Origin of the sequence: Planctomonas sp. JC2975, from assembly GCF_012985205.1 — a bacterium.
In the GTDB taxonomy this organism is placed as follows: Bacteria; Actinomycetota; Actinomycetes; order Actinomycetales; family Microbacteriaceae; genus Humibacter.
This window is the reverse complement of the sequence record NZ_JABEKS010000001.1, coordinates 2,633,523-2,652,813: the sequence shown is the minus strand read 5'-3', so window position 1 is coordinate 2,652,813 and position 19,291 is coordinate 2,633,523. Positions and strand designations below refer to the sequence as shown.

Here is a 19,291-nt window from a genome sequence, read left to right as displayed (position 1 = left end):
CGCAGTGTTGCCTGACGTCGACTACCCCACCACGGATGAACCCCGCATGCTTGCGGGGCGATATCGCGTGGGCGAGCTCATCGGGCGCGGTGGGATGGCCGACGTGCACAAGGGTGTCGACATCCGCCTGGGGCGTACCGTCGCCATCAAACTGCTGAAGCCGTCACTCGCCACCGATCCGGCCTTCCGCACCCGTTTCCGCCAGGAAGCGCAGGCCGCGGCGCGCATGGCGCATCCGACCATCGTCCGCGTCTTCGACGCCGGCGAGGAGACCGTGCGCGATGCGCATGGCAACGAGGTGCAGGCACCCTTCATCGTCATGGAGTACGTCGACGGCGTGCTGCTGCGCGACATCCTGCGCAACGGCCCCATCGAGCCGGCTGAGGCGGCGCGCATCGCTTCCGGCCTGCTGACCGCTCTCGAGTACTCGCACCGAGCAGGCGTCGTGCACCGCGACATCAAGCCAGGCAACATCATGGTCACCCGCGCCGGCCAAGTGAAGGTGATGGACTTCGGTATCGCCCGCGCCATCAGCGACTCCTCGGCCACTGTGGCGCAGACGACGGCCATCCTCGGCACCGCCAGCTACTTCTCGCCGGAGCAGGCGAAGGGCGAGACGGTCGACGCCCGCACAGACCTGTACTCGACGGGTGTCGTGCTGTTCGAGATGCTGACCGGACGCCCGCCTTTCCGCGGCGACACCGCCGTCGCGGTCGCCTATCAGCACGTCAGCGAGCAGCCGGTCAAGCCGAGCAGCCTGAACCCGCGCGTCTCGCCCGCATTCGACACGGTCGTGCTGCGCGCCTTGGCGAAGGATCGCTATCAGCGCTACCAGACCGCCGCCGAGTTCCGGGACGACCTCGAGCTCGCCGCGTCCGGGCAGGTACCGGTCCACAAGAAGCGCGACGCGTTCAACGCCGCACTGTTCGGCGAGTCCGCCACCAGCCCCACCCCGACGGAGGCCGCACTCCGCCAGTTGGCCGACGACGATCAGGTCGTACGCACCCAGAGTCGCCCACCGGTGCTCTGGATCTGGGCTGGCGTGCTCAGCATCGCCGTGATCATCGCAGCCCTGCTGCTCTGGGTCTTCAACCAGACGCCCACCCAGCACCTCGCGGACAACGCAGCGAAGGTCCCGGTGGTTGCCGGCATGACCGTCGACCAGGCGACCAAGGCGCTGGGCGACGTCAAGCTGAAATCCACCTTCACGGACGAGTCCAGCAACTCGGTGCCGAAGGACAAGGTCATCCGCAGCAACCCCGCCGCTGGCGTCATCGCGACCAAGGGCGACACCATCACGGTCTACGTCTCGAGCGGTACCAAGGCGGTCCAGGTTCCCGATGTCGCGGGCAAGTCGGTCGACGAAGCCCAGAACACCCTGAAACAGGCCGGCTTCGTGATGGGTCAGATCGACCAACAGGATTCGCCTACCGTGCCGGCCAACGTGGTCATCTCGACCAATCCCGCCAGCGGTGCCACCGCTCACGAAGGCGACACCATCAACTTCGTGGTCTCCAACGGCCAGGTCACGCTCCCCGATCTCACGGGTCAGAGCGTGCAACAGGCGACGACGACCCTGCAAGATCCCAAACTCGGCCTCATCCCCGATCCGGAAGCGGATCCGACGTGCAAGACGGTGACGGGCGCCCCGGTGAACCATCAGGATCAGGCACCCGGCCCTGTCGCCCAGGGATCGACGATCAAGTTCACGTACTGCACCGGTTGATTTGCGCGAACCGCCGACCGATGGGTTCGGCGGCGCCAGCGCCGCGGCGGCGATCAGGAATGGCCCCTGCTTTCAGCTCCAGCGAGCCGCGCCCGGCACGCCGCAGTCAGCCTCTGCGTGTGGTTGCGTCCGGCGCCGTACACGCCGCCGTCTCCAAGAGCGGCCGCCTCCCGTAAAACACGGCTCCTCCCGCTCCGACCTTTCGAGACGCCTTCGTACACACCCCCGACCATCGCAAACCGGGTCATCCTGTGGTCAGCTGATCGCGCGGACCGGGTTCGTCCGTAACCCCCAGCTCCGCCCTGCACGGGCGTTACCGCTGGTGAGCTGGTCGAAACCAGCTCGCGGGGTGCGCGGTCGTCACATCCACTGAGTCCCAGTCGCCGGTCATTCTGCGGCCCGCGCGCGGGCCGCGAGCAGCATCCGCTCAACTGACGGCGAGGAGCGGGTCCAGGGTACGGGAGCGTTCCTTGGCAGAAGGAAGGCCGGCGACCGCCAGCCAGTTCCCCAGCATTCGGTAGCCGTCCTGCGTGAGCACTGACTCCGGGTGGAACTGCACGCCATAGATGGGCGCCGTCGTGTGGCGCAGCCCCATGATGACCCCACCCGGCGTGCGGGCGGTCACGATCAGGTCGCCAGGGACGGTGCCGTCGACGACCGCAAGGGAGTGGTAGCGCGTCGCCGTGAACCCCTGACGCACATCGTCGTAGAACGGCGACCCGTCGTGATCCACCACCGAGGTCTTGCCGTGCATGAGTTCCTCGGCATTGGTCACGGTTGCTCCGAACGCCTCGGCGATCGCCTGATGTCCAAGGCACACCCCGAGCAACGGCGTCCCAGACGTGAGCGCAGCCTTCACCGTAGCGATCGAGACCCCTGCGTCCCGCGGCGTTCCCGGGCCGGGCGACAGCAGTACCGCGTCGTAGTCGCACAACACCGAGGGGATGTCGTCGGCGGCGATCGCGTCGTTGCGCACGACATCCGTCTCCGCACCGAGTTCGCGCAGGTACCCGTTCAGCGTGTAGACGAAGCTGTCGTAGTTGTCGATCACGAGCACCCGGGTCATACGCCGACGGTTCCTTCCTCATTGCCTTGAAGCAGACTATCGATCCACGGGAACACCCAGGTCACCAGGCAGTAGAGAACCGCAACGGCCAGGACCACGAGGATGATGATCCTCAGCCAGACGGGTCCGGGCAGCACCCGCCACAGCGCGCCATACATCAGTTGGTCCCCACTTCAGCCGCGATCTCCTTGGGCGGTCCGACTGACAACGGCTGCCAGGATTCCAGCACACCGAAGGCGGCGATGCGTTCTTGGGCGTGATACGGCGGATTGCACGTGGTCATGGTGATGTAGCGATCGCCGGCCTGCGCGTCCTTCACCTGAGGTACGGAGTAGAGCACCTGGATGGCGGCCGGCCTGATGTACTCCATGTTCCGGAACTGATAGGTGTAATACCCGTCCTTGGTCTGGATGTAGATCTTGTCGCCCACCTGAAGTTTCGAGACGTCGATGAACGTGTTGCCGTAACCGGTGTCGTGCGCCGCGATCGCGAAATTCCCGACCGCTCCGGGCATCGCCGTGTTCGAATAATGGCCGACACCGGCGTTGTAGCTGTTGAGCACGCTCTGCACGTCGACCGTCTCGCGGATCGTGCGCTTCCAGTCGGCTCCGAACCGGGGCACGTAGATGACGGCGAATGATTGTGCGGCGCCAGGCGCCTTCATGACCGGCGGATCGCCGTAGCTCACCGCGGTGGAGTCCGGAGAGGGAGTCGGCTTCGGCGTGGGGGTCGGGGAGTCCTTCGCCTGATCCAGGAACTTCTTGCTCTGCTCCGCCGCCGCACTGTTCTGCTGGGATGCGAGCACGCTCGACTGCCACCAGGTCTGCCATCCGATGAAGAGGAGTACGAGCACCCCTGCGGTCACCAGCAGCTCACCGATGATCCCGACGACCGACACCTTGCGACGTGGCTTCGCTGCGGCTCGTCGGCCGTTCGCGTGCCGCGGCCGCCCTGCGTGCGGAGGAGTGGGAAGCCGGTCGTCATCACCCGTCGACCCCGTAAAGTCCTCCGCGAAGGGCAGCTCCTCTCCGGGAGCGGATTCGTCGCGGTCGGTCACGATTCCGGAGTCTAATCGGCCAGTCCGTGCGGCTACCGAGAGGTGCTCATGTTCATCGCCTCCACGCAGAGATCCCGCCGATCGTCTCCGGCTAGAATGTTCGCACTATGGCTTCCAAGACCCGCTCCAAGCGCTCATCCCGATCGGTCAATGAGGTCCGATCCACCGATGAGACCCCCAACCCGGTATGGTTCCTGCCGGTCATGCTCGGCTTCATGATCGTCGGCCTGCTGTGGATCGTCGTGTTCTACGTGAGCGGCAGCCAGTACCCGATCCCGCAACTCGGCGCCTGGAACATCCTGATCGGATTCGGCATCGCCTTCGTCGGCTTCCTCATGACCACCCGGTGGCGCTGATCACCGTCTCCACCGCTCTTCCGAACGCGTCGACCACGGTCGGCGCGTTTTGCGGTTAATCGGCTCGCAGTCGACGAAGCACGGAACAGGGCGCCCCACAGCACCTGTCAGTCAGTGGGCAATTACACGGGTGTAATTATCCCCCTGTGGGAAATCCTGTGGATAACTATTGTGCGTAAACCTGTGGATAACTCAGGAAACCGTCGGGACGGCACCAGCGAGGTACGGCCAGATCCCGACGAGCACGAGAACGATCGCGAACGCAGAGAGCAGCACGATCTGCAGCGGGCGCCGGGACCGTCGCCGTGTCTGCGTGTAGATGAACCCCACGATCGCTCCGCCGACGAGTCCGCCGACGTGTGCCTGCCAGGCGATCCCCATTCCGGGGAGGAAGCTGATCACGAGATTGATGCCGACGAGCACGAGGAGCTGAGTGATCGGTCCCCCGAGGTGGCGCTGAATGATCAGCAGTGCCGACATCATTCCGAAGATCGCCCCGGACGCCCCGACGACTGCGACGTTCGGCTGCGCCATCAGAAGCACACCGACCGAACCGGCCAAGCCGGCCAACACGAACAGCACCGCGTATCGCGCACGCCCGAGGAGGGGCTCGAGCACGATACCGAAGATCCACAGCGTGTACATGTTCAGCGCGATGTGCAGAATCGACGCGTGGGCGAACACCGCGGTGAGCAATCGCCACGGCTCGAACGCGATCGGATACGAGTAGATGCCCGCGTACTGCAGCGCACCCGTGACCGACGAGCCGATTCCCGGCAAGGACTGTGCGATGAACACCAGCACGCACACCGCGATGATCATGTAGGTGACCACGGGCTGTCGCGGTCCCGTGAGCCTGGTCAGGAACGCCGGCTTCGTGCGCGGTGCTGTCGCTCGCTGCTGTCGCATGCACTCCGGGCAGATGAATCCGACGGGTGCCGGCGTCTGGCATTCTCCGCAGATCGGCCGGCCGCAGCGTTGGCACCTCACATACGTGAGCCGGTCCGGATGCCGGTAGCAGGCTGGCGCGGACGGCTCACCCGACGACGACGGTTGCGACACTCTGTGCTCTGGTGCTCTGTGCTCGGATTGAAGGAAGGTACAGCTGCACAGGCCGGCGGACTACGCCTGCTCGACCGTGACGGACTCGATGACCACATCGTCGAGCGGACGGTCGCGAGCATCCGTCGGCACAGCAGCGAGCTTGTCGACGATGCGACGCGAGTCGTCGTCTGCGACCTCGCCGAAGATGGTGTGCTTGCCCTGCAGCCACGTGGTGGGGCCGACGGTGATGAAGAACTGGGAGCCGTTGGTTCCGCGACCACCCTGGATACCGGCATTGGCCATGGCGAGCACGTACGGCTTGGTGAAGTCGAGCTCGGGGCTGATCTCGTCGTCGAAGCGATAGCCAGGTCCGCCGGTGCCGGTGCCCAGCGGGTCGCCGCCCTGGATCATGAAGCCGGGGATGATGCGGTGGAACACGACGCCCTCGTACAGGGAGTCCGTGCGAGGTTGTCCCGTCTGAGGATCCGTCCACTCCTGCTCACCGGTGGCGAGACCGACGAAGTTGCGCACCGTCTTCGGTGCGTGGTTGCCGTACAGGTTGACGGCGATGTCGCCGTAGTTGGTGTGCAGAGTCGCCACCGCGGTGTGCTTGGACATGGGCTCAATTCTTGCATAGCGGATTTGTCCACCCCCTGGCCGCCAGGGCTTTCGGTGGCAAGATGGAGGAACCTGCAAGTACACCGGGTGGAGGAACCGTGAGTCTGTCACGTAAGCGCCAGAAGGAACTCAACCGGCTTCGCGCTGAAGCCCTCGCACTCTGGGGGGTCCAGCAGGATCTGCTGGGCCGGGCGAACGTCGTCGCTCAGGAGGCCGGCCGCCAGGCTGTGCACCTGACGCGCGAAGAGGTCTCTCCCCGCGTTCGCGAGGGGTACGACCAGTACGTGAGGCCCGTGACCCGCGCCGCGGGCGACGCCATCTCCAACAACGTCGTACCTGCAATGGGTACGGTGCTGGGCACCGCGCTGAGCGTTGCGGATGTCGCGCATGACACCCGTGTCCAAGCCGCCGTCAAGCGGCTGCAGGCCGCCAAGGGCGAGCTCACCAACAAGGCTCAGCCGGAGAAGTCCGGCCCTGGATTCGGAACGTACCTCGCGTTGGCCGTGGCCGCCGTGGCTGTCATCGGCATCGCGTACGCGGTCTGGCAGACATTCCGCGCCGACGACGAGCTGTGGGTCGCGGAGGACGAGCTGCCGGAACCGCCGGTCGCCGAGTAGTACCTCTGGTGCGGAGTCGCGCCGTGCACAGCGTCGCACGGCGCGTTTTCGTGGCGTTGTGACGACATGGCCGTCGTCCTATACCGCGACAAGACCTGCGAACTGCAGTCCGATATCCACGAGCGACACTTTGCGGAGGTTGACCACGTCCGCGAGCTCGAACCACTGCGCTTCATCCGTCGATCCGTCGAGTTCGTCGGTGAGCGTTCCGCCAAGGATGTGCGCTCGGTAGACGATCCGCAGGCCCTGCAAGGGGCCGTGGCCCGAGATCCGCTGACTCTCCGGGATGACGTGCGAGTGCACGCCGATCAACTCGTCGAGTTCCGCGTCGTATCCGGTCTCTTCGCGCACTTCGCGCACCGCGGCATCCGCTGGGTCCTCTCCTGACTCGATGCCGCCACCAGGGAGAGTCCATCCGCTACGGCCATGCTCGTTCCAGTGCGCAAGCAGAACCCGGGTTCCGTCGGTGATGACGGTGTACGCAGCGACGCGGATGTCCATCTAGACACCCTACGACGCCGCATTCCGCCTTCGTGAACCGGCCAGGCGTCGACGCCCAGGTGCATGCGTCCGCACGTCTACGTCGGCCGCGTCGGCGACGGCGATCCGGGAGCCGCGATCTCCACGCCCAGGGGAAGTACCAGCACGACGGCCCGGCGGTTGGCGCGTACATCCGCTGAGGGCGCCGGACGCCGTAGACTCCGACGGATGAGCGACGACGCACTCGAACTCTTCGACGCAGCCGAGGATGCGACCGAAGGTACCGTCACTCCAACGACGCGAGGAACGGCGGGACTCGGGATCCTCGGCCTCTGCCTGGCGTTCGGGCTCCTGGTGGGAATCGGCGTCGGCGCGGTGATTGCGCTCTGGTACCTGCTCTACGGGAGCGCCAGCTTCGACGTGATCGCCTACGGCATCTTCCAACTGTTCCCGTAGTGATCGCGTGACGTGTGTCGCCCTGGCGCGTAACGGCGCGGCTCACGACGGAACAATCTGTGGAGCCTAGGGGAATCGAACCCCTGACCTCCTGCTTGCAAAGCAGGCGCTCTACCAATTGAGCTAAGGCCCCGTGCCTATTTGCAAGCCGGTCCGCGCCCGGCTTGCGTCGCTGCGCGGATGGCGAGCACGTCGCGTTGTGCAGCTTTTGGCGCTTCCTGCGAGTGCAAGAAGCGAACCGTGGGGATACGAGGACTTGAACCTCGGACCTCTTCGTTATCAGCGAAGCGCTCTAACCGCCTGAGCTATATCCCCGGGATCCGGCCGTTGAATTGGCCGAATGACAGACTACCCGAGCGTCTGCGTTGACGCGAATCGAGGCGTCCCGGCTCGGCAAAGCGAGTGGGCTCGCGTTGCTCTCGCCTCAATCAGTTGTGTTCGCGGCTACGCCGCTCGACAACTTCAATCGGCTCGGCAAAGCGAGTGGGCTCGCGTTGCTCTCGCCTCAATCAGTTGTTGGTGAACCCGACGAGCAGGCCGCCCGTGATCTTCACACTGAGGTTGTACAGCAGCGAGCAGACCGCGCCCAGCGCCGTCGTGATGACGAGGTTCAGGATGGCGACCACGATCGAGAAACCCATCACCGTTCCCAGGCTGAGAATCGACTTCAAGTCGCTTCCGCTGGTACCGGAGATGTCCTTGAACAGGCTGTTCAGGTTGTCGAAGATGCCCGTCTGGTCGAGAACCACCCAGATCAGGAACGATCCGACGATCGAGATGATCGCCAGGCACAAGCCGACGAGGAACGACAGCTTCACGGCCGACCAGAAGTCAATGTAGACCAGGCGAAGCCGCACCTGCTTGGCGGGTGCTCTGCGGGTGGAGGACTTCTGGGCCAATCGTTCTGCCACACTACTCATCTACTGCGTCGTCCTTTCCGGGCTCCTCGGCCTCCTCGCCGGCTTCTACTTCAACCGGTTCGGCGTCGTGAGCGTCCAGATTCCGCTCGCTGTTCCGTGCGATGGCGATGATCTTGTCGTCATCGGCGAAACGAGCGAATACGACACCCATGGTGTCCCGGCCCTTCGCCGGCACCTCGGCCACGGCAGAGCGTACCACCTTGCCACTGGCAAGAACCACGAGCACCTCGTCGTCCTCGTCGACGATGAGAGCACCTGCAAGATCCCCTCGGTCGTCACTCAGTTTCGCGACCTTGATGCCCAAGCCACCGCGTCCCTGGAGGCGGTACTGGTCGATCGCTGTGCGCTTGGCGTACCCACCTTCGGTGACCACGAAGACGTAACCGTCGTCGGCGGATGCTGCGGTATCCGTGCGCTCGGAGCCCGGCGATCCGATCACCGCGGCATCCAGAAGCGAGTCGTCATCACGGAAATGCATGCCGATCACGCCTGAGGTGGAGCGGCCCATCGGACGCAACGCCTCGTCGGTCGCCGTGAAGCGAATCGACATCCCCTTGCGTGAAACGAGCAGGATGTCCGAGTCCTCTTCCACCAGCAACGCGGAGATCAGCTCGTCACCTTCGCGCAGCTTGATCGCGATGATCCCGCCCGTGCGATTCGTGTCGTACTCGGCGAGCGCCGTCTTCTTGACGAGGCCCTCCCGCGACGCGAGCACCAGGTACTTCGCAGCGGAATAGTCGCGGATGTCCAGGATCTCGGCGATCTCCTCATCCGGCTGCATCGCGAGCAGGTTGGCGACGTGCTGACCCTTCGCGTCACGGCCCGCCTCGGGCACTTCGTACCCCTTGGCCCGGTAGACCCGGCCCTTCGTCGTGAAGAAGAGGAGCCAGTGGTGCGTGGTCGTCACGAAGAAGTGGTCGACTACATCCTCTCCCCGAAGCTGTGCGCCCTTGACGCCCTTGCCGCCACGATGCTGCGAACGGTAATTGTCGCTGCGCGTGCGCTTGATGTAGCCGCCACGGGTGACGGTGACGACCATCTCCTCTTCGGGGATGAGGTCCTCGACGCTCATGTCACCGTCGAAGCCGTACAGGATGTTCGTGCGGCGCTCGTCGCCGAACCTGTCGGCGATCTCAGTGAGCTCTTCGCTGATGATGGTCCGCTGGCGCACCGGGTCGGCCAGGATCGCCTTGTAGTCCGCGATCTCTGCCTCGAGACGGGCGAGGTTGTCGATGATCTTCTGCCGCTCAAGGGCCGCGAGGCGACGGAGCTGCATGGAGAGGATGGCATCAGCCTGCACCTGGTCGACGTCGAGCAAGTCGATCAGGCCGGCGCGCGCCTCGTCGGCGTTCGGAGAGCGGCGGATCAGCGCGATGACCTCGTCCAGTGCGTCCAGCGCCTTCACGAGTCCGCGCTGGATGTGCGCGTCTTCCTCGGCCTTGCGCAGACGGAACTGCGTACGGCGCACGATCACGTCGACCTGGTGGTCGACCCAGGCGCTGATGAAGCCGTCGAGTGGCAGCGTACGCGGCACGCCATCGACGATCGCCAGCATGTTCGCGCCGAAGTTCTCCTGCAGCTGCGTGTGCTTGTACAGGTTGTTCAGCACGACCTTGGCGACGGCGTCACGCTTGAGAACGATGACCAGCCGCTGGCCGGTGCGACCGCTCGACTCGTCGCGGATGTCCGCGATGCCCGCGATCCTGCCGTCCTTCACGAACTCGGCGATCTTGATCGCCAGGTTGTCCGGGTTCACCTGGTATGGCAGCTCGGTGACGACGAGGCAGGTCCGACCCTGGATCTCCTCGACGTTGACGATCGAGCGCATCGTGATCGAACCGCGCCCGGTGCGGTACGCGTCGTGGATGCCCTTCACGCCCAGGATCTGCGCGCCGGTCGGGAAGTCCGGACCCTTGATGCGCTCCATCAGCGCATCGAGAAGCTCATCCCGGGTGGCATCCGGATGCTCCAACGCCCAGAGTGCGCCGGCGGCCACCTCTCGCATGTTGTGCGGCGGGATGTTCGTGGCCATGCCGACCGCGATGCCTACCGACCCGTTGACGAGCAGGTTCGGGAACCGTGACGGCAGGATGGACGGCTCCTGCGTGCGGCCGTCGTAGTTGTCCTTGAAGTCGACGGTGTCCTCGTCGATGTCCCGCACCATCTCGAGGGCGAGCGGAGCCATCTTGGTCTCCGTGTACCGCATGGCTGCCGCACCGTCGTTGCCAGGGGACCCGAAGTTGCCCTGGCCGAGCGCCAGCGGATACCGCAGGCTCCACGGCTGCACAAGACGAACGAGCGTGTCGTAGATGGCCGTGTCACCGTGAGGGTGGAACTGTCCCATGACATCACCGACGACCCGGGAGCACTTCGAGAACGCCCGGTCCGGACGGTATCCGCCGTCGTACATCGCGTAGATCACCCGGCGATGCACCGGCTTCAGACCGTCGCGCACCTCGGGCAGCGCGCGTCCGACAATGACGGCCATCGCGTAGTCGAGATAGCTGCGCTGCATCTCCAGCTGCAGCTCGACCGGCTCGATCTTGCCGTGCACGATGCCGACACCATCGTTGGTTCCTTCGGATGCGGTCTGCTCGATGCCGTCGGTCTCGTCTGCCATCTACTTCTCTTCTTCGTCTTCTTCTCGTCTGCTGCGATTCCTCGTTCACCCACGGTGTCGGGGTGATCCGTCTGTTACTCCCGGCCGGCGGCCGGGACCCATCAGATGTCGAGGAACCGCACATCCTTCGCGTTCTTCTGGATGAAGTGGCGGCGTGACTCGACGTCTTCGCCCATGAGGGTGGCGAACGTCTCGTCGGCCGCGGCCGCATCATCCATGGTGACCTGGAGCAGCGTGCGGGTCTCCGGATCCATCGTGGTCTCCCACAGCTCCTGATAGCTCATCTCGCCGAGACCCTTGTAGCGCTGGATGCCGTTGTCCTTCGGGATCCGCTTGCCGGCGGCCAGGCCGTCCGCGAGCAGGGCATCACGCTCTCGATCCGAATACACGAACTGGTGATCGGAGTTGGACCACTTGAGCCGGTAGAGCGGCGGCTGGGCGAGGTAGACGTATCCCATCTCGATCAGCGGTCGCATGTACCTGAACAAGAGGGTGAGCAGCAGGGTCGTGATGTGCTGGCCGTCGACATCCGCATCGGCCATCAGCACGATCTTGTGATACCTGGCCTTCTCTCCGTTGAAGTCCTCGCCGATACCTGTGCCGAAGGCGGTGATCATCGCCTGCACCTCAGCGTTCGCCAGTGCACGGTCCAGTCGTGCCTTCTCGACATTCAGGATCTTGCCCCGCAGCGGCAGGATCGCCTGCGTCGCCGGATTGCGTCCTTGCTTCGCGGATCCGCCTGCCGAGTCACCCTCGACGAGGAAGATCTCGCTCTCGGCGGGATTGCGGCTGGAGCAGTCGGACAGCTTGCCGGGCATCCCGCCACCCTCGAGGAGACCCTTGCGCCGGGCAGTGTCCCGCGCCTTGCGAGCGGCGACTCGTGCACTGGCGGCCTGGATCGCCTTGCGGATGATCTCCTTGGCCTGGTTGGGATTGCGGTCGAACCAGTCGCCGAGCTGGTCGCCGACGACCTTCTGCACGAACGCCTTCGCCTCGGTGTTGCCGAGCTTCGTCTTGGTCTGACCCTCGAACTGCGGCTCGGCGAGCTTCACCGAGATCACCGCGGTCAGGCCCTCGCGCACGTCATCGCCCGACAGGTTGTCGTCGCGCTCCTTCAGGATGCCCTTCTCCCGCGCATACCGGTTTACCAGCGTCGTCAGCGCGGCACGGAAACCCTCTTCGTGGGTTCCACCCTCGTGCGTGTTGATGGTGTTGGCGTAGGTGTGGACGCTCTCCGTGTAAGCGGTCGTCCACTGCATCGCGACCTCGAGTGCGATCTTGCGCTCGGTGTCTTCGGACTCGAACGAGATGATCTCGTCGTTGACGACATCCGCACGCTTCGCCGAGTTGAGGTACTCGACGTAGTCCTCGAGGCCACGCTGATAGAGGAATGTGTCGTTGCGGTCCGGCGCGAGCTCGCCTTCTTCATCGAGCACCTCGCGCTCGCGCTTGTCCCACAGCGAGATGGTGAGTCCCTTGTTGAGGAACGCGTACTGCTGGAACCGAGTGCGGAGCGTGTCGTAGTCGAACTCGGTCGTCTCGAAGATCGTGGCGCTCGGCCAGAACGTGATCGTGGTTCCGGTGTCGCTGGTTTCCTCGCCCCGCTCGAGCGGAGCATCCGGGACGCCGTCGTGGTAGCTCTGCCTCCACACGTGGCCCTGGTTCTTCACCTCGACCTCGAGGCGGCTGGACAGCGCATTGACCACCGACGAGCCGACGCCGTGGAGACCGCCGGAAACCGCGTACGCGCCGCCGCCGAACTTGCCGCCGGCGTGCAGCACAGTCAGCACGAGCTCGACGGTCGAGATGCCTTCCGGCTGGTGGATGTCGACCGGGATGCCGCGCGCGTTGTCCACCACACGCACGGCGCCGTCCTCGGTCAGGGTCACGTTGATGTGGTCGCCGTAGCCGGCGAGATACTCGTCGACGGCGTTGTCCACGATCTCGGTGACGAGGTGGTGAAGTCCTCGGGGACCGGTCGAGCCGATGTACATGCCCGGCCGTTTGCGGACCGCCTCGAGTCCTTCGAGAACCTGAATCTGGCTTGCGCCGTAGTTGTTGTCGGTTCCAGCCGTATTCGGTTCTGTCGTCATCGGGTTGAGAGCTCCTGACCGCACGCTTTTCGTGACCACTCATTCTACCAAGAACGACCTGATCAACGGGCGAGAAACGGCCGTCTGACGCGATGAAAGTGACGGGTTGACCTGATTTGGCGCCTTAACCGTAGGTGTCGCGTGGGCCACGCCCTGGAACCGACCTGGGGCCGCGTTTCCAGGTGGGGACGTCCGGCCCCAAAAACCGGATACTTTCCACACCCGCGTCGGGATACCGGCGTTCGATGTGCAGCAGCAGCTCTCCGCGCATGATGCGCAGCTGTGTCGCCCAACTCGTCGAGTCGCATCGCACAGTGAGCACGCCGCCCTCGACGCCCACCGGATCCGAGTGCTTCGCCGTCTCCTCGCCCACCACTTCCGACCACGCAGCCATCAGCTCGGACTTGGCCAGCGGCGAGTTCCAGCCGAGCTCGTCGGCGAGCGAGTCCATGAGACGGCCGAGCCCGTGAGGCTCACGGCCCGGGTCGAACGGCTGGCTGGCGTTCCTCGAATCACGTCTGTCGGCACGATCCGTTCGTCGCCGTCCCCTGCCCGGGTCCGTTCCGAAGAGCTCCTTCAGGTGACGGTAGAAGTTGGACGCCTCGCTCATGACGCCTCGTCGGCCTCACTGTGATCAGAAGGCTGAGGGCCGGCATCCGATCCCGCTTCAGCCGCGTCGATCACGCGGCCGGCCCGAATGTGCACGGTATGCGCCCGGAGTTCCGCCGGCACGTCGTCGAGCACGGCCGATGTGACGAGCACCTGTTCGAAATCGTGCACGGATGCCGCCAGCCGCGCCCGTCGCGTCTGGTCGAGTTCCGCGAACACGTCGTCCAGAATCAGCACCGGATCGCCCGTGGTCGAGTGCTCGCGCAGCAGTTGTGCGGATGCCAGCCGCAGCGAGAGCGCGAACGACCACGATTCGCCATGGCTCGCGTAGCCCTTGGCCGGCAGTCCGTTCAGTTCGAAGCGCACATCGTCCCGGTGCGGGCCGACGAGGGTCACGCCGCGGTCCAACTCCCGCGGCCGCAGGCGCGCGATCGCTGCCGCGAACCGCTCGTTCGTCGTCCCTGATCCGCCGGCCGAGCCGTCAGTATCCGGTTCGGATGCAGAGTCGCCGTCTTCATCCGGAGCCGCGCCGTCGACCGAGAGAAGGGGGACCAGCCGTGGGTCGTGATCGTCGCCGGCCACGGACCGATAGGCATCCCGCACAGGCTGCCGCAATTTGTCGACGAGGTCGGAGCGCTCGTCGATGATCTCCGAGCCGAGGGCGACGAGCCGTTCGTCCCAGACATCCAGGGTGGACAGCGCCGACCCGCGCACCCCTGATGCCCTGGCCGACTTGAGAAGGGTGTTGCGCTGACGAAGCACACGATCGTAATCGGCGAGCACGCCCGCGAGGCGCGGGGTGCGCTGCACGAGCACCGTGTCGAGGAGACGCCGACGGATGGCCGGCTCACCGCGCACCAGCGCGAGGTCCTCTGGCGCGAACAGGACCGTGGACAAATAGCGAACGAGTTCGCGAGGACGAGACGGTGACCGGTTGACCATCGCCTTGTTCGCCGACCCCCTGTTGAGCTGAAGCTCCAGCATCACGGCTCTGCCATCGTGCTCGAGCCGGGCGCGAACGACCGCAGCGGAGCAGTCCTGTCGAATCATGGCCGCATCGACAGGCGTCCGATGCGACGAGCCGGTGGAGACGTAGACGAGCGACTCGACGAGATTCGTCTTGCCTTGCCCGTTTCGTCCCACGAACAGATTCGGACCAGCCGCGATTTCGACTTCGGCATGCGCGTAGTTGCGGAAGTCGGTCAGCGACAAATGCGTAACCCTCATCGCCGAGCCCTCACAGGAATCTCCTTGATGGAGCCCATATCGCCGGTCGAGTTCACGTTTCCGGCCGCCGGCTCCGTCGCGCGGCGCGGCGACCTGACGGTCGGTTTCGGTGGGGCGCCGACCCAGCACAATGGGTCGACCCCGACCAGTTTCGACAACCTCGACCAGCGGTACCGGATCAGTCGACGGCCTTGACGGCGTGGCCACCGAACTGGTTGCGAAGCGCAGCGACGGCCTTCATGGCGGGAGAGTCCTCTTGGCGCGAGACGAACCTGGCGAAAATCGACGCGCTGATCGTCGGCATCGGGACGGCGTTGTTCAGACCCTCTTCGACGGTCCAGCGGCCCTCGCCGGAATCCTGCACGTAACCCTCGATGTGCTCGAACTCCGGATCCTGTTCGAGCGCTCGAACCAGCAGATCGAGCAGCCATGAGCGCACCACGGTGCCGCGCTGCCATGCTTTGAACGTACCGGTGACGTCTTTGATGATGTCCTTGCGGGTGTCGAGGAGTTCATACCCCTCGGCGTATGCCTGCATCAACGCGTATTCGATGCCGTTGTGCACCATCTTCGCGTAGTGTCCCGCGCCGACCTCGCCGACATGGACGAATCCCTCGTCACGCGGACCCTCCGGACGAAGCGCGTCGAAGACCGGCATGACGCGCTCGACCTGGGCGGCACTGCCGCCCACCATCAGGCCGTAGCCGTTGTCGAGTCCCCACACGCCGCCGGAGACACCGGCATCCATGAAGTCGACGCCGGTCTTGCCGAGCAGTTCGGAGTGCTTGAAGTCTTCGGTGAACTTGGAGTTTCCACCGTCGATGACCAGGTCGCCCGCCTCGAGGAGACCTGCCAGATCGTTGACGACGCCATCGGTGATCTCGCCCGCTGGGACCATCACCCAGACGGTGCGGGGTGCGGGCAACGCGGAAACCAGGTCCGCGAGCGTTGCAACGTCGGAGATATCCGGGTTCGTGTCGAAGCCCGTGACCTCGATGCCCTTGCGCTCGAGGCGCGCACGCATGTTGTTGCCCATCTTTCCGAGACCGATGAGACCGATGTGCATGAGTAGTCCTTCGTGGTGTGAGCCGAACCGGAACCGACCGGATGATGGGTCAGCGCAACAGCAGGTTCGGCTGCAGCAGATAACGGTAGCTGTCGCTCCCCGCCTGCTCCTTGCTGGTCTGGCTCGTGATGAGCACGGGACCAGGCTTGTTGGGATTGTCGGTCTTCGTGAACGAGATGCGCACGTATTCCGAGTGCACGGCGCCGAGGCCGTCCAGCAGGAACTGGGGCTTGAGCGAGACGACGGTGTCCGGTCCGGTGAGGAGAGCGTCGATGCTCTCGGATGCTTGTGCTTGCTCCGATCCGATCGCCTCGAGTGTGAGGCCGTCGCTGGAGAACGAGAACCGCAGGGCGGCCTCTCGCTCGAGTACGAGCGACACACGACGCGTGGCTTCGATGAGATCGGCCGTGTTCACGACGGCGTAGTTGTTGACGTTCTCGGGGAAGAGTCGTTTCACGGGCGGGAAGTTGCCCTTGATCAGAAGCGATGTGACGGTCTTCTTCTCAGCGGTAAAGGCGATGAGCTCGCGATCGTCCTTGGAGACGAGCGTCACGCTGATCGTGCCGTCGTGACCGAAGGTCTTTCCGATCTCCTGCAGGGTACGCGCTGGAACGAGTGCAGTAGAGGACTCTGTCTGCCCAAGCGATCCATCCCAGTCGATCTCGCGCACAGCGACGCGATAACGGTCTGTGGCGACCAGGCTGAGTCGGTTCTCGGTGATTTCGAGCTGGACACCTGTGATCACGGGCGTCACGTCGTCCCTCGATGCGGCGACGGCGACCTGGGAAACGGCTTCGGAGAAGTCGCCGGCCGGGACCAGCCCGGACTCACCGTCTATCTGCGGGAGCGTCGGATATTCCTCTACAGGCATAGACAGCAGGGTGAAGCTCGCGGTGCCGCACGTAACGACGATGCGATTGTCATCCGTGGCGAAGGTCACAGGTGCATTCGGCAACTTGGACGCGATCTCGGCGAGCAGGCGACCGGAGACCAGCACCGTTCCCGGTTCTTCCACGTTCGCGGAGATCTCCGTCTGAGCTGAGACCTCGTAGTCGAAGGCAGACAACGAGATTCCGGAATCTGTCGTCGTGATGAGGATTCCACTGAGGATGGGCAGCGTTGTGCGCTGGGGAAGCAGTTTGACGGTGAACGAAACGGCTTCGCTCAGCACATCGCGGTTGGCCTGAAACCTCACGAAGTTCTCCCCTATCGGTGGATCGAGTGCGCGCGCTCCATGCTATCCCCAGCCTGTCGTCGGTGGACGAAGCAGTCGGAGGCTCTGTCGATGGAGCTGAGGTTGTCGGACGCCTGCTTAAGAATTCTTGTTCTTTTAACCGGCTTAACCGCTGTGGATACTGTGGATAACTCCGTGCATTCCAGTGATTCAGCGGGAACTACACGCTTGTGAGTTGTCAGTGACATGTTGATGACGGGACGACTGCTGCTGGCGCGGCTGCAACCGAATGACAAAGATTTCACAGCCGTCGAGCGATCGCTCACATGGCGGAGGCTGTTATTCGTTAAGTATCCCCAGGGTTATCCACAGTGTGGATTTCTTCGGGACGGGACACGATGGCATCGCTGACGGCGCTGTCATCGGATGCCGTCCGGTCGCGATGGTCGGACGAGCGGTCAGCGGTGCGTCTGCTTGATGCGCGCGGTGAGTTCGGTGACCTGGTTGTAGATCGAGCGCCGCTCCTTCATGAGCTCGCTGATCTTCTTGTTCGCGTACATCACGGTGGTGTGGTCGCGGTTGCCGAACAACTGGCCGATCTTGGGGAGTGAAAGGTTCGTCATCTCACGGCACAGATACATGGCGATCTGGCGCGCAGTGGCGATCGCTTGCGAACGCGACGAACCGTAGAGGTCGTCGACGCTGAGCTTGAAGTAGTCGGCGGTCGCCGTGATGATGTCTGCCGGCGCGACCACGTTGTCGTCGTCGAGCGTGATCAGATCCTTGAGCACCGTCTGCACCAGGTTCATATCGACCGGTGTCTTGTTGAGGCTGGCGAACGCGGTCACGCGGATGAGCGTTCCCTCCAGCTCGCGGATGTTGCTCGACACCTTGGTCGCCATGAATTCGAGAATGTCGTCCGGCACGAGGATCCGCTCGCTCTGCGCCTTCTTGCGCAGGATCGCAATACGGGTCTCGAGGTCGGGAGCCTGGACATCCGTGATCAGACCCCACTCGAAGCGCGTCAGCATGCGGTCCTCGAACCCGGTGAGGTGCTTCGGTGGCAGGTCGCTCGTGATCACGACCTGCTTGTTGTGGTCGTGCAGGGTGTTGAACGTATGGAAGAACGCTTCCTGCGTCTCCACTGCTCGCTGAAGGAACTGGATGTCGTCGATGAGCAGGATGTCGATGTTGCGGTATCGCGCCTGGAACGAGGAGCCGCGGTTGTTGGCGATTGAGTTGATGAAGTCGTTGGTGAACTCCTCGGAACTCACATACCTGACCCGGATGCCCGGGTACAGGCTCATGGCATAGTGGCCGATCGCGTGCAGGAGGTGCGTCTTGCCGAGCCCGGAGTCCCCGTAGATGAAGAGGGGGTTGTAGGCCTTGGCGGGAGCTTCGGCGACGGCGACGGCCGCAGCGTGGGCGAACCGGTTGGACTGTCCGATGACGAAGTTGTCGAAGCTGTACTTCGGATTGAGTCGCGAATCGGAGCTCCGGGGAGCCGCGCTGATCTCCGTGATCGGAGCCGAGGGCTGCGTCACGGTGGTCGGGGTGTCGATGTAGCTGGACTCGAGGCGGTCCGGTTCGAGCTGCGGGGAGTCGTGGGTGATGTCCGGATTAACGACGATCGCGAAGGTCGAGACCGCGAAGGAGTCATCGAGTCTTCCGATCGAGCTGAGCAGCGGAACGCGGCAGCGCTGTTCGATCATGCCGCGAGTGAACTCGTTGGGCACCTCGAGATAGAAGGTGCCGGCCATGATGCCCTTCGGCTCGACCAGGCTGAGGAATCCATACAGCTGCGGTGTGACCCGGTCGTCGGCTTCTAGCGTCGACAAAACCGATCGCCATGCGTTCGTCAACGCCGGATCGCCGTCAGCCATAGTTCCCCTAGATCACTCTCACGGACCCTGGCACCAGCAGTCCGATCCACCCCGTCGTGAATCAGGCCGGCCGAAGCAGCAGGTCCGGCCGCTCTAATCCACACCGTTATCCCCAGCGTTGCAACGGCATTCTGCATGCTGCCGTAAGGGTTGGACACAGATCGATTCACAACCTGGGGATAACTCCGCATGTCACGCTAACGAATCGGACCCGCACGCTCAAATCTTCGGGCGAAGGCGATCTCCGCGAACGTCGGCGCGTCCTTCCAGGCATAGTCC

The 19,291-nt window shown here is 64.2% G+C and carries 18 protein-coding genes and 2 tRNA genes; 4 read left to right on the top strand and 16 right to left on the bottom strand.

From position 1 onward, the window contains the following. The first annotated feature begins 4 nt into the window (after positions 1 to 4). Positions 5 to 1,726 (top strand): Stk1 family PASTA domain-containing Ser/Thr kinase, encoded by a 1,722-nt coding sequence (gene pknB, locus HII28_RS12120; RefSeq protein ID WP_346769286.1) that lies wholly within the window; start codon positions 5 to 7, stop codon positions 1,724 to 1,726. Between the two features lie 427 nt (positions 1,727 to 2,153). Here the strand turns inward: pknB and HII28_RS12115 are convergent, their stop codons facing one another. Genes HII28_RS12115 through HII28_RS12105 form a run of 3 tightly spaced genes read right to left on the bottom strand, consistent with a single transcriptional unit; the run spans position 2,154 to position 3,849 of the window. Then, entirely contained in the window at positions 2,154 to 2,792 is a 639-nt protein-coding gene (locus HII28_RS12115) for a gamma-glutamyl-gamma-aminobutyrate hydrolase family protein (RefSeq protein WP_170025622.1), read from the bottom strand. Beyond that, complete coding sequence (locus tag HII28_RS12110) at positions 2,789 to 2,950, bottom strand: hypothetical protein (RefSeq protein WP_170025621.1); 162 nt, start codon at positions 2,948 to 2,950, stop codon at positions 2,789 to 2,791. Before HII28_RS12110 ends, HII28_RS12115 begins: the two co-directional genes overlap by 4 nt. Beyond that, on the bottom strand, positions 2,950 to 3,849 hold the full coding sequence (locus HII28_RS12105; protein ID WP_346769284.1) for a class E sortase: 900 nt from the start codon (positions 3,847 to 3,849) through the stop codon (positions 2,950 to 2,952). The genes HII28_RS12110 and HII28_RS12105 overlap by 1 nt, the downstream gene beginning before the upstream one ends. A gap of 107 nt (positions 3,850 to 3,956) precedes the next feature. Between HII28_RS12105 and HII28_RS12100 the strand changes: the two genes are divergently transcribed. Next, entirely contained in the window at positions 3,957 to 4,205 is a 249-nt protein-coding gene (locus tag HII28_RS12100; RefSeq protein ID WP_170025620.1) for a cell division protein CrgA, read from the top strand. Positions 4,206 to 4,397: 192 nt separating this feature from the next. On the opposite strand, the gene HII28_RS12095 is transcribed toward HII28_RS12100, so the two are convergent. Further along, positions 4,398 to 5,114: a rhomboid family intramembrane serine protease gene (locus tag HII28_RS12095; protein WP_240977342.1), complete on the bottom strand. Its 717-nt coding sequence runs from the start codon at positions 5,112 to 5,114 to the stop codon at positions 4,398 to 4,400. A gap of 213 nt (positions 5,115 to 5,327) precedes the next feature. Further along, complete coding sequence (locus HII28_RS12090) at positions 5,328 to 5,867, bottom strand: peptidylprolyl isomerase (protein WP_170025618.1); 540 nt, start codon at positions 5,865 to 5,867, stop codon at positions 5,328 to 5,330. 98 nt (positions 5,868 to 5,965) lie between these two features. On the opposite strand from HII28_RS12090, the gene HII28_RS12085 reads away from it, so the two are divergent. After that, positions 5,966 to 6,484, top strand: coding sequence for a hypothetical protein (locus tag HII28_RS12085; RefSeq protein ID WP_170025617.1), 519 nt, complete (start codon positions 5,966 to 5,968; stop codon positions 6,482 to 6,484). A gap of 78 nt (positions 6,485 to 6,562) precedes the next feature. On the opposite strand, the gene HII28_RS12080 is transcribed toward HII28_RS12085, so the two are convergent. Continuing rightward, entirely contained in the window at positions 6,563 to 6,985 is a 423-nt protein-coding gene (locus tag HII28_RS12080; RefSeq protein ID WP_170025616.1) for an NUDIX domain-containing protein, read from the bottom strand. A 207-nt stretch (positions 6,986 to 7,192) separates the two neighbouring features. Here HII28_RS12080 and HII28_RS12075 point away from each other — a divergent pair, with 207 nt between their 5' ends. Next, positions 7,193 to 7,420, top strand: coding sequence for a hypothetical protein (locus HII28_RS12075; RefSeq protein ID WP_170025615.1), 228 nt, complete (start codon positions 7,193 to 7,195; stop codon positions 7,418 to 7,420). 60 nt (positions 7,421 to 7,480) lie between these two features. Here the strand turns inward: HII28_RS12075 and HII28_RS12070 are convergent. From HII28_RS12070 to dnaA, 10 genes are all read right to left on the bottom strand, one after another. After that, positions 7,481 to 7,553, bottom strand: a tRNA-Ala gene (locus HII28_RS12070). A 108-nt stretch (positions 7,554 to 7,661) separates the two neighbouring features. Further along, positions 7,662 to 7,735 (bottom strand) — tRNA-Ile (locus tag HII28_RS12065). 194 nt (positions 7,736 to 7,929) lie between these two features. Then, positions 7,930 to 8,340 carry a DUF3566 domain-containing protein gene (locus tag HII28_RS12060; protein ID WP_170025614.1) on the bottom strand — a complete coding sequence of 137 codons (411 nt, stop codon included), beginning with the start codon at positions 8,338 to 8,340 and terminating at the stop codon, positions 7,930 to 7,932. Continuing rightward, on the bottom strand, positions 8,333 to 10,960 hold the full coding sequence (gyrA, locus tag HII28_RS12055) for a DNA gyrase subunit A (protein WP_170025613.1): 2,628 nt from the start codon (positions 10,958 to 10,960) through the stop codon (positions 8,333 to 8,335). Before gyrA ends, HII28_RS12060 begins: the two co-directional genes overlap by 8 nt. A 101-nt stretch (positions 10,961 to 11,061) precedes the next feature. Then, the gene (gene gyrB, locus HII28_RS12050) at positions 11,062 to 13,053 is read right to left on the bottom strand and encodes a DNA topoisomerase (ATP-hydrolyzing) subunit B (protein ID WP_170025612.1); all 1,992 of its coding nucleotides are present in this window, start codon (positions 13,051 to 13,053) and stop codon (positions 11,062 to 11,064) included. A gap of 124 nt (positions 13,054 to 13,177) precedes the next feature. After that, positions 13,178 to 13,663 carry a DciA family protein gene (locus HII28_RS12045; protein ID WP_170025611.1) on the bottom strand — a complete coding sequence of 162 codons (486 nt, stop codon included), beginning with the start codon at positions 13,661 to 13,663 and terminating at the stop codon, positions 13,178 to 13,180. Then, positions 13,660 to 14,889 (bottom strand): DNA replication/repair protein RecF, encoded by a 1,230-nt coding sequence (recF, locus tag HII28_RS12040; protein ID WP_170025610.1) that lies wholly within the window; start codon positions 14,887 to 14,889, stop codon positions 13,660 to 13,662. Before recF ends, HII28_RS12045 begins: the two co-directional genes overlap by 4 nt. 178 nt (positions 14,890 to 15,067) lie before the next feature. Further along, complete coding sequence (gene gnd, locus HII28_RS12035; protein ID WP_170025609.1) at positions 15,068 to 15,955, bottom strand: phosphogluconate dehydrogenase (NAD(+)-dependent, decarboxylating); 888 nt, start codon at positions 15,953 to 15,955, stop codon at positions 15,068 to 15,070. 49 nt (positions 15,956 to 16,004) lie between these two features. Then, a complete protein-coding gene (gene dnaN, locus HII28_RS12030) occupies positions 16,005 to 17,150 on the bottom strand; it encodes a DNA polymerase III subunit beta (protein WP_170025608.1) in 1,146 nt (381 codons plus the stop codon). Positions 17,151 to 17,587: 437 nt separating this feature from the next. Next, entirely contained in the window at positions 17,588 to 19,012 is a 1,425-nt protein-coding gene (gene dnaA / locus HII28_RS12025) for a chromosomal replication initiator protein DnaA (RefSeq protein WP_170025607.1), read from the bottom strand. Between the last annotated feature and the right edge of the window lie 279 nt (positions 19,013 to 19,291).